A 10,324-nucleotide genomic window follows, 5' to 3' on the forward strand; every position below is an offset into this window, starting at 1 on the left:
TCGACGCGGACTACCGCGGAGAGGTCGGAGTGATCCTGATGAACCTCGGTTCCGAGCCCTTCGTCGTCGAGCCGGGGGATCGCATCGCCCAGATGGTCTTCGCACCCGTGACCCGCGTGGACTGGTGCGAGGCGGAGGCGCTGGACGCGACGGAGCGGGGCGAGGGGGGCTTCGGCAGCACGGGCCGATAGGCGCCCGCGCAAAGCCTTTCCTACCCATCTAAAGTAATGAGCCCCGGTTCCTCCATTCCAGGAGGGGCCGGGGCTTTCGTGTGCCGACGGGCGTGATGCGCCGGCTCACTCCCCCTTTTGCTGTTTCACGCCTTCACGACCAGCGCGTCCGCGGCGACGGCGCCCTTTCCCTCCTCCAGCACGAAGACGGGGTTGATGTCCAGCTCCAGGAGGTCCGTCTCGATCGCAGCGAGGCGTGAAACCCGGCTGACGATGCTGGCCAGGGCGCGGATGTCCCGCGGTTTGCTGCCCCGGGTCCCGGACAGGAACGAGTACCCCTTGAGCTGACGGATCATGTTCAGCGCCTCCTCCTCGTCCACGGGGCCGTGCCGGAGCGACACGTCGCCCAGGACCTCGACGTAGATACCGCCCAGACCGACGGCGATCATCGGCCCGAACACCGGGTCCCGCTTCACCCCGACGATGCACTCGAATCCGCCGCGCACCATCTCGGAGACCAGAAAACCCTGAACGGCGCCGTCCCCCACGTAGTCGGCCAGGTGCTTGCGCACCGTCTTCAGTGCCCCCCGAAGCTCCTCGAAGGAGCGCACGTCCAGCGCCACGATCCCCGCCTCCGTCTTGTGCAGCACGGAGGCGGCCATCCCCTTGAGCGCCACGGGGAACCCCAGTTCCTCGGCCGCGTCGCACGCTTCCTCCAGGTTCAGGCAGAGGCGCTCGCGCGTCACGGGGATGCCGTAGCGGGAGAGGAAGACCTTGGCGTCGTACTCCGTCATGGCCTCGGTCCACTGCGGCAGGATCGGCGCGTTCCCGCCGACCTCAGGGGCTGCGGGCGGCTTGAACGCCCCCCATCGGTTCAACTCCCTGAGGGCCCGCGCGCATTGGCGGAAGCTCTGGAAGATCGGGATGCCGGCCGTCTTCAGCCGTTCGATGAAGCTTCCGCCGTGCTGGTGGTCGATCATCCACACGGCGGCCTGCGGCTTGGGGCTCTTGGCGTAGCTCTCGATCATGGTGTCCGTCATGACGTCGCCGGCGTGTCCCACGATCATGGAGAGGGAGGTGACGATCGAGTCCAGCTCCGGGTCCTCCTGCACCGCGTCGAAGACGCTGCGGAAGTCCTCCGGCTGTTCTGATATCTGCACCGTCATGTCCACGGGGTTGCGGGACGCCCCGAAGGGCGGTATGGCCGCCTCGATGCGGGACCGGGTGTCGTGCGAGAAGACGGGGACGGAAAGGCCCACGTCGTTCAGGCAGTCGGCCATGACGATGCCCGCTCCGCCGGAGGTGGTCAGGATCGCCGAACGCCCGCCGCTCATGCGCTTTTCCGCGCCCAGCACCTGACCGATCCCGATGATGTCGTCGATGTCCTCCATCGGGATGACGCCGTACTGCGAGAAGACGGCCGACCAGACGCGATCGTCCCCGGTCAGGGCTGCCGTGTGGCTCTTGGCCGCCTCACGGGCCGAGGGCGAACGTCCGGCCTTCAACACGGCGACGGCGATGTCGCGCTCCCGCGCTTTGCGGACCAGCCGGAGGAACCCTGCGCCGTCCTCGAGGCCCTCCAGATAGAGCATCAGGAGGCGGACTTCGGGGTCATCGAGCACGTAGTCCGCGCACTCCACCGCGTCGAGGTCCGATTGGTTGCCGGTGGTGGCCACGTAGCGAAACCGCACCCCATGCTCCAACCCCACCCCGAAGGAGGAGAACCCGAACGCCCCGCTCTGCGACACGAGCGCCACGTGCCCCGGCAGAGGCCGCGGCACCTCGTAAAGGGCCCCTGAAAAGGTCAGGGGAATCCCCTCGGCGAAGTTCGCCAGCCCCTGACAGTTCGGTCCCAGGACCCGGATGCCTCCGTCGCGGGCGATGGCGGACACCTCCTCCTGAAGCGCGCGGTCGCCCGTCTCGGAGAAGCCGGACGAGTAGATCAGGGCGAAGGGGATTTTTTTGTCCGCGCAGGCGCGCAGGGCGTCGGGGATCAGCTTTGCCTTGATGCTGAGGATGGCGAGGTCGACGGGTCCCTCGACCTCCGTGACGTTTCGGTGTACGGGGAGCCCCGATATGACGTCGGCCTTGGGGTTGATGGGATAAATGGCTCCGCCGTAGCCGAAGGACTGGAGGTAGCGGAGCGTCCGTCCCGTCAGGCGCTCCAGACTCGATGAGGCTCCGACGATGGCGATGCTTTCCGGGGCGAAGAGCTTCCTCAGGGGATGGGACAACAGGGCTTTGTTCGCTTCTTGCATGTGTAAGGTTCCTCCCGTTCGATGACGTCGGCCCAGGAGGGCCGCAAAAGGGCCGCCCTCTGACGAGGACGGCCCTGCATGACGGAGGAATTGGCCTTCGGGTGGCGTTCGCCGCCGGGGCGGGACGCCAAAGGCCATGCTTTTCCGCATACCGGCCCGAATCCGCGCGGGGGGCGTGCGCTCCCTGCGAAAGGCCGGTCTCCTGGCTCGCTCTCCCTACTCCGGCCCCCTTCCCAGGACGAAAAACGTCCCAGTGGGCACAGCCGGCATTGCCGAGCTTACAGTGGCGGGTCCGCGCCGGTCTTTCACCGGACTTCCCGAACGCCTTTCGAGGTTTAATTGTCTACCTCCATAACTATACGGCAAAACACGAGATTGTCAAACGAGGAATAGCGAACCAAAACCGAAGGTTAAAAATCGTGGGATCTTGCTCACACTTGCTGTGTAAGAACGTTTCCTTGTCTCTTCTGTCATTTTACTTTTCACCCGTCGGGTGAAAAGTAAAATGACAAGCAGGTGTCCAGAGGACAAGTCCTCTGGTTGGGGCTGGAGCGAAGCCCCAGGGCCTTGCCTGCGGATTTTGGGCCCGCCCGGACGATCGTCGCGATCTCCCGAGGCCCACCGCATTGCAGCAGATACCCCTGCTCAGCGCCGCATTTCCATCGTTTCTACCGATCGCATACCCCGTACAACCCCTCCTTTCCGTCAGAGGAATCGACGTTACACTAAAACGCGCAATTTTGGGAGAAGGGCCGCTTGCTGTTTCTCTGCGGTGTGGCCCATTCAGGAAGGAGTTTTTTACATGATCGAAAGTCGGTTCAACATTGCGGCGGTCCTGCTGGCCGTGGCGGCATTCCTCTTCGGTGGGAGCACGGCCTACGCGGCAAGCCCGGACATTGCACCCTCGTTGACTTATTCGATGCTCACGCACCAGGAGGAGGGCTTCGAGGCCTCAATCCAGATCCCGATCCTCGGCGGGACGGGCAGCTCCGATCTGGAGGCGGCGGTGAACGCCCGCGGCCTGGAGGCCTCCGTGGCCCTCTACAAAGACTTCATGTCGAAGATGGCAGAGCTGAAGGCGGAGGGCTCCAAGAACTACGCGCTGACGGCCGGCAGCAGCGTGGCCTCGTACGAGGACGGCCTACTGACGCTGGAGCACAGCAGGACCGAGGCCATGGCCTCGTCCGAGACCGTCGTCCGCTACGAGACCATCGAGCTCGGAACCGGACGGGAGCTTGCCCTCTCGGACCTCTTCAAGGACGATGGTTACTCCAAGGCCCTGAGCGGCATCGTCAAAGCCCAGATGAAAGAGCAGATGAAGAAGGACGAGTCGAAGACCTACTTCCTGGACGAACTGGAGAAGAACTTTGAAATCGGCAAGGACCAGCCCTTCTACATCAAGGACGGCGAGCTCATCCTCGTCTTCAACCAGGGGACCGTGGCGCCCTACTCCATGGGGACCTGCACGTTCGTCATCCCCACGAAGGAAATTCAGAGCTCTCTGGCCCAGCAGACCTATTTGAAATAATACGGCTCCGCCCTGGAGCCATCAATATGGCCCTCTGCACTCATATGAGTGCAGAGGGCCATGTCGTGTCTTTTCCTCCGATGCCTCCGTCGGTGTAGCGCATGGGCGACCACCTCCGTACGGCCTTTCTTGCAGGGCATCTCAATCGAGGCTGGCGCGCTCCAGCAGTTGAAGGGTATCATCCGTATCACCGAGGATGTAGAGTACGGTGTTTCCCTTCGCGTAATCGATGGCGCGCCGCCCTTCCTTATCTACCTTCTTTGCGTCTGCGCCCGCTTCGAGCAGAAGTTTCGCCTTCTTCTGAGGGGCCTTTTCATCCAGCAGGGCCCACATAAGAGGCGTTCGTCCGAAGGGGTCGCAGCAGTTCACGTCCGCTCCAGCCTCGATCAGGAGCTTGACAATCTCCGGAGCTGGAGAATGAGCTGCGGCCAGAGATAAAGGGGTTGCACCGAAATTATCCCTCCAAATCCGCGCCAGCCTTAAGCAGAGCTGCAACGACTTCAGGATTACTGTTGTGACAGGCGGCTCCGCTTAACGCTGTCTGGCCATAGCCATCTCCGTCATCGATACCCTCATCCGCCCCGGCCTCGAGCAGGGTGGTGATGACCTTCGGGTCAGGATAATATTCGGCGGCAAGGTGAAGCGGGGTGATGCCATATCGGCCGCAACAGTTGACGTCGGCTCCCGCCTCGACCAAGGTGATAACGATCTTCGGGGCGAGATGGTTGTAGACGGCCCGGTACAGCGGGGTGTCGAACTGTTCGTTTTGGGCGTTGACGTCGGCTCCGGCCTCAATCAGCGCGGTGATGAGCTCCGAGTTGGGATCATGGTTCAAGGCGCAGATCAGTGGGGTGTTGCCATAACTGTCCTTGGCGTTGACATTCGCGCCCCTCTCGATCTGTTCCATGATTTCCTCAACCGTTCCTTTTCGACAGAGCAAGATGAAGTCTTGGTCGGAGAGCGGCTCTGCCGCCGGATCATTCTCCTCCCTATTTTATTAGCATCCTTTGCTCAGTGCGCTCAGGGGGTGAGGCAATGCCCCCGTACATCACCTGGCAGTATAGAAGAAGGGATGCACTGATATCAGTGCAATAAAAGGTATATTCTTGCTTCAAAGGCAGTGTCGCCGGCAGGGGCAGACAGCCAAGACAAAAAGTGGCTTAAAGAAAGGGGATGTGTCATGCAAATCGTTGTCCATAGAAGCGCCGCCCAGATCGGCGGCAACGTCGTTGAGGTCAGGAGCCGAAACACGAGGGTGATCTTGGACGCCGGGAGGGAACTGCCGCCCCTTGACGGTTCGCGGCGCGCCGACCGGATGGAGGTCGAAGGGCTGACGTTTGGTAAGAGAGCCTTCGACGCCGTATTCCTCAGCCACCATCACGGCGACCACTGCGGGCTTCTCGATCGCCTGCTCCCGGATATCCCGGTGTACGCGGGGCGCAGGACGTCCCATGTGCTCGACGTCATCGCGGACTTCACCGGTGGTGCCAAACGCCGCACCCGCCCCCTGGAGGCGGATACCGTTCGCGTGGGGGACCTCACGGTCACACCCATCTCCGTGGAACATTCCTCGCACGAGGCCTTCATGTTCCTGATTCAGGATGAAGGTCGGGACGAGAGGAAACGGGGCAAAAGCGTCCTCTACACCGGCGATTATCGAAACGTGGACGGCGCCGTGGAGCGGCTGCGGGAGAGGGTCGGCGCGGAGGGGCTTGACCTCCTGATCACGGAGGGTACCAACGTTGCCGTGGAGAGTCCGCTCTTTCGGGACGAGGATGCGGTTGCCGCTGCGGCCGAAAAGCTGATGGCCGAGTGCGGAGGGACGGTCTTCGTCCTCTGCTCCTCGACGAACGAGCCCCGCGTCCGCGCGCTGCACGCGGCCTGCGCCAGGGCAGGACGGACCCCCTGCCACGACCTCTTCATGAGCGCGGTGCGCTCCCTCCTGGCCCCTGCGGACCCCCAGCCCCCGATGCGCTTTGTCGCCGGTCGCGTCGCCCCGGAGCGCCCGGAAAAATTTTCTCACTTCAAAGCGTTCTATGACAGGCGCCAACTCGTTGGGGCGGAAAGACTCGCGAAACGTCCGGAGAGGCTGACGGTATTCGTCCGAACATCGATGTTCCCCCGCTTTGAAGGAGGGAGCTCCTTCATGACCCGCTTTCTTCGGGAGCGCGGCGGGGAGGGGCACGCGCTGATCTACTCCCTCTGGGGCGGCTACAAGCGGACCGAGCCCATGCGGTCCGTGCTGGCTTTCTGCGCAGAGCGGGGGATACCCATAACGGACATCCACTCCAGTGGTCACGCCTCGAACGAGGCGATCCGGAATTTCGTCGCGGAGGCTGCACCTCGGGCACTCATCCCGATTCATTGTGCCCCGGAGGATCGGGAGCGCTTCCGTGCCCTGCACGAGAACTGCATCCTCCTCCGGGATGGAGAGGCGTGGGCGGTCGAATGATCCCGTGCAGCGAAGCTGGGGGAGTTGGAAAGACAAGTGCCCCGCTGAACCTCAGTCGAGCAAGAGGACAGAGGAAGCGAAAGGATCGCCAACTTAAAACGGACCGTTTTTTGCCCGCGCTTCTCGTCCCTGCGGATTGGGGGGAAAATCGCACTTGCCTAAAAGCCCTTTTGGTGGTATCGTATCCGAAATTGAATGAAAAAGCGATGAAGAGGACAATTCGCCCTGTCCTGCGCTTTTGCGCGGGGCGGATATCCAGAGAGGCACGCTGCAGGCTGAGAGGCGCGCTATATCCGGAAGCAGGACGAAACCCCCTCCGAGCTGGCGTCGAGGCTTGATCTCTTTTTGTGTGGAGAGGGAGATAAGACGTCGGGGTCCGCCCCTCACAGCGGGCTTAAGTGCCGGCCCTTCGAGGCCGGAAGTGGAGTGGAACCGCGAACGTGTGCCCACGTCGTCTCCTGTGTGTGAGATGACGCGGGCACTTTTTTTGTTTCTTGGACCGACGCCTCGAAAGGGGTGCAGCGCCGTTGGTCTGCCTTGGTCGGTACGTCGCGCGGTTCGGCTGGCGATTGCGAAGTTTGCTCCGCAGGGCGGAGCTGCTTTAGAATTCAAGAGGGGGATGGGAACATGCTGAAGTTCGAGGGAAGCAACGGAAAGTCCTGTGAGTTTGACCGGGAGAGCGTGAGGGCGTCCGAGGTTCTGGAGGCGCTTGGCCTGCAGAAGAAGGCGATCGCCGCAAAGCTGGACGGCACGGCGGTGGATTTGAATCGCGAGGTCAACGCCGGCGGGAGAATGGAGCCCTTGACGGCAGCCGACGAGGAGGGCCTTGACGTCCTGCGCCACAGCTGCGCGCACCTCATGGCTCAGGCCATCGAGAGGCTCTATCCGGGGACGCACTTCGGCATCGGCCCCTGCATCAAGGATGGCTTCTACTACGACGTGGACGCGACGGGGACCATCACGGAGCAGGACCTGCCTGCCATCGAGGCGGAGATGAGGAAGCTGGCCGGCGCGGCCGAGAAGGTCGAGCGGGAGGAGATGCGGCGCGAGGACGCCCTGAAGTTCTTCAAGGACCGGGGCGACCCCTATAAGGAAGAGCTCATCTCCGAGCTGGAGGCGCCGACGGTGTCCCTCTACCGTCAGGGGGACTACGTGGACCTGTGCCGCGGGCCTCACGTGCCGGACACGTCCGTCATCCGGAACTTCAAGCTGCTCTCCGTGGCTGGCGCCTACTGGCGCGGGAGCGAGAAGAACAAGATGCTGACCCGCATCTACGGCACGGCCTTCGCGACGCCCGACGAGCTGAAGGCCTACCTGAAGCGCATGGAGGAGGCGAAGCTGCGGGACCACCGCAAGCTGGGCCGCGAGCTTGACCTGTTCAGCCTGCACGAGGAGGGGCCCGGCTTCCCGTTCTTCCACCCGAAGGGGATGGTCGTGATGAACACGCTCATCGACTTCTGGCGCCGTGAGCACGTCCGCCGCGGCTACCAGGAGGTCCGGACGCCCCAGATCCTGGACCGCGAGCTGTGGCTCCGCTCCGGCCACTGGGACCACTACCGCGAGAACATGTACTTCACGGAGATCGACGAAAAGCCCTTTGCCATCAAGCCGATGAACTGTCCGGGCGGTATCCTGATCTACAAGACGCAGCTGCACAGCTACCGCGAACTGCCCATGCGTATCGGGGAGCTGGGCGTCGTTCACCGCCACGAGCGCAGCGGCGTGCTGCACGGGCTGATGCGCGTGCGCTGCTTCACGCAGGACGACGCGCACATCTACTGTGAGCCCAGCCAGATACAGCAGGAGGTCATGGGCATCATGGACCTGTGCCGCTATGTCTACAGCGACGTCTTCGGGTTCAAGTACGCCGTGGAGCTCTCGACGAAGCCGGAGAACGCGATGGGGAGCGCGGAGCAGTGGGAGGCCGCGGAGAACGGCCTGAGGGCCGCGCTGGAGCAGTCCAACACGCCCTATCGCGTCAACGAAGGCGACGGCGCCTTCTATGGTCCGAAGATCGACTTCCACCTCGAGGACTGCATCGGTCGCACCTGGCAGTGCGGGACGATCCAGCTGGACTTCCAGATGCCGGAGCGCTTCGACATGCACTACATTGCGGAGGATGGGAAGGAGCATCGGCCCGTCATGCTGCACCGCACGATCCTGGGCAGCCTGGAGCGCTTTATGGGCATCCTCATCGAGCACTTCGCGGGCGCCTTCCCCTACTGGATCGCGCCTGTGCAGGTGGAGCTGATCCCCATCTCCGAGGCGCACCGCGCCTACGCGGAGGAGCTGAGGAAGGAGCTCATGAGCTGGGGCGTGCGGACGGAAACGGACAGCCGCGACGAGAAGCTGGGCAAGCGCATCCGTGACGCACAGCTGCAGAAGGTGCCCTACATGGTCGTGATCGGGGACAAAGAGCGCGACGAGCATCAGGTCGCGGTGCGCGAGCGCACGAAGGGCGACCTGGGCAGCATGTCCCTTGAGGCGTTCCGAAAGCTCCTGAGCGCGGAGTTCAACCCCATCCATTGACGCAATCGTCCTGAGCGGGGACGGAGGGGACCGGAAGGGAACAGCGCCCGGTCCCTCGCTTATTGCCCGACTGGAGACTCAGTCCTCGTCGGCTCTTCTGAAGTGCGTTGACTTCCCCGAACGAAGCACATAAAATGAAGGGCGCAGTGTTGTCGAAAGGGGCGTTGTTGGCCCCTTTCGGCCTGCGCATCCGAAAGTATCGAGCTGGAGGTGAGTTTATGGACGGCGGCGGCAGTCAAAGCGACGGACAAGGCGTTCCCTTATCGCCCAGAATCGCGTGGCCCGGCGCCGTTCGCACCTGACCGCCGGACCCGGAGAACGCGGAACGCCATCGTCCCTCCCCGTGCGGCGCAGCCGAGGGGTTCATCCCTTCTGCCTTGCGCCCACATTGCAGCGGCCCCGACGAGGGTCCGCTCATTGCCTTTAGTCTTTAAAAGAGGAGGCGTGGGACCAATGGACAATACGCGCACCATCCCTGCCGAGGAGAGCGCCTCCACGGCACAGCACCCCAACTACGAGGAGAGGATCGCCCAGGTGGTGCGGGGCAACCTGACCCCGAAGATCATGCGGGAACAGCTCCTCACCTATCACGAGAACGACATCGCCGCCGCCCTGGACCTCTTGAAGAAGGAGGACCGCTACCGGCTTTACAGCGTCCTGAATCCGGAAACCCTGGCGGACGTCCTGGAGTACTCCGAGAGGATCAACGAGTACGTCGGTGAGCTCAACCTCAGAAAGAGGGCGGAGGTGCTGGCGCACCTTGAGCCCTCGGTGGCCGTCGATTACCTCCAGGAGGTCGAGAAGGGGGAGCGCGCCGCCATCATCGACCTGATGCCGGACGACGCGAAGCAGGAGATATCCCTCCTGAGCTCCTTTGACGAGGACGAGATCGGCAGCCGGATGACGACGAACTTCGTCATGATCCACATGGGGATCAGCGTGCGCCAGGCGATGCGCGAGCTGGTGGAGCAGGCTGCGGACAACGACAACATCTCCACGATCTACGTGGCGGACGACGACGGGATCTTTGCGGGCGCCATCGACCTGAAGTCCCTGATCATCGCGCGGGAGGGGACGGAGCTGGAGTCCATCATCATGACCTCCTACCCCTACGTCTACGCGAACGAATTGATCGAGGACTGCATCGAGCGCATCAAGGACTACTCCGAGGACTCGATCCCCGTGCTGGACCAGGAGAACCGGCTGAAGGGAGTCCTCACGGCGCAGGACGTGGCCGAGCTCATCGACGATGAGATGGGGGAGGACTACGCCAGGCTGGCCGGTCTGACGGCGGAGGAGGACCTTCAGGAGCCTCTCTCAATGAGCATCGTCAAACGCCTGCCCTGGCTCCTGGTGCTGCTGGGCCTGGGGCTGGGCGCAATACAGG

Annotated in this window: 7 protein-coding genes, 1 pseudogene and 1 riboswitch; of the genes and pseudogenes, 5 read left to right on the plus strand and 3 right to left on the minus strand. The window is 63.0% G+C overall.

Annotation, left to right across the window (positions count from 1 at the left end; all coding sequences use genetic code 11):
- Window positions 1-191 (plus strand): annotated as a pseudogene (locus tag Q0629_RS09615) (dUTP diphosphatase); the annotation flags it as partial.
- A gap of 125 nt (window positions 192-316) precedes the next feature.
- Here Q0629_RS09615 and Q0629_RS09620 read toward each other — a convergent pair.
- On the minus strand, window positions 317-2,428 hold the full coding sequence (locus Q0629_RS09620; protein ID WP_298781886.1) for an acetate--CoA ligase family protein: 2,112 nt from the start codon (window positions 2,426-2,428) through the stop codon (window positions 317-319).
- A 174-nt stretch (window positions 2,429-2,602) separates the two neighbouring features.
- Window positions 2,603-2,794: riboswitch (cobalamin riboswitch) on the minus strand.
- Between the two features lie 436 nt (window positions 2,795-3,230).
- Between Q0629_RS09620 and Q0629_RS09625 the strand changes: the two genes are divergently transcribed.
- Window positions 3,231-3,956, plus strand: a complete 726-nt coding sequence (locus tag Q0629_RS09625; RefSeq protein ID WP_298781888.1) for an RsiV family protein — start codon at window positions 3,231-3,233, stop codon at window positions 3,954-3,956.
- Window positions 3,957-4,097: 141 nt separating this feature from the next.
- Here the strand turns inward: Q0629_RS09625 and Q0629_RS09630 are convergent, their stop codons facing one another.
- Window positions 4,098-4,451, minus strand: a complete 354-nt coding sequence (locus Q0629_RS09630; protein ID WP_298781890.1) for an ankyrin repeat domain-containing protein — start codon at window positions 4,449-4,451, stop codon at window positions 4,098-4,100.
- Window positions 4,411-4,896, minus strand: coding sequence for an ankyrin repeat domain-containing protein (locus Q0629_RS09635; RefSeq protein WP_298781892.1), 486 nt, complete (start codon window positions 4,894-4,896; stop codon window positions 4,411-4,413). The genes Q0629_RS09630 and Q0629_RS09635 overlap by 41 nt, the downstream gene beginning before the upstream one ends.
- 240 nt (window positions 4,897-5,136) lie before the next feature.
- Between Q0629_RS09635 and Q0629_RS09640 the strand changes: the two genes are divergently transcribed.
- From Q0629_RS09640 to Q0629_RS09650, 3 genes are all read left to right on the plus strand, one after another.
- Window positions 5,137-6,408, plus strand: coding sequence for an MBL fold metallo-hydrolase (locus Q0629_RS09640; RefSeq protein ID WP_298781895.1), 1,272 nt, complete (start codon window positions 5,137-5,139; stop codon window positions 6,406-6,408).
- Window positions 6,409-7,035: 627 nt separating this feature from the next.
- Complete coding sequence (gene thrS / locus Q0629_RS09645) at window positions 7,036-8,937, plus strand: threonine--tRNA ligase (RefSeq protein ID WP_298781899.1); 1,902 nt, start codon at window positions 7,036-7,038, stop codon at window positions 8,935-8,937.
- 453 nt (window positions 8,938-9,390) lie between these two features.
- Window positions 9,391-10,324: CBS domain-containing protein (locus Q0629_RS09650; protein ID WP_298781902.1), on the plus strand; the 934-nt coding region annotated here is incomplete at its 3' end.

Origin of the sequence: uncultured Fretibacterium sp., assembly GCF_938030725.1 — a bacterium.
Taxonomy (GTDB): Bacteria; Synergistota; Synergistia; order Synergistales; family Aminobacteriaceae; genus Fretibacterium.

Bases quoted from the DNA above. Each gene is read 5' to 3' on its own strand.
- Q0629_RS09620 (WP_298781886.1), bottom strand. From the start codon at position 2,428: ATGCAAGAAGCGAACAAAGCCCTGTTGTCCCATCCCCTGAGGAAGCTC.
- thrS (WP_298781899.1), top strand. From the start codon at position 7,036: ATGCTGAAGTTCGAGGGAAGCAACGGAAAGTCCTGTGAGTTTGACCGG.
- Q0629_RS09640 (WP_298781895.1), top strand. From the start codon at position 5,137: ATGCAAATCGTTGTCCATAGAAGCGCCGCCCAGATCGGCGGCAACGTC.
- Q0629_RS09625 (WP_298781888.1), top strand. From the start codon at position 3,231: ATGATCGAAAGTCGGTTCAACATTGCGGCGGTCCTGCTGGCCGTGGCG.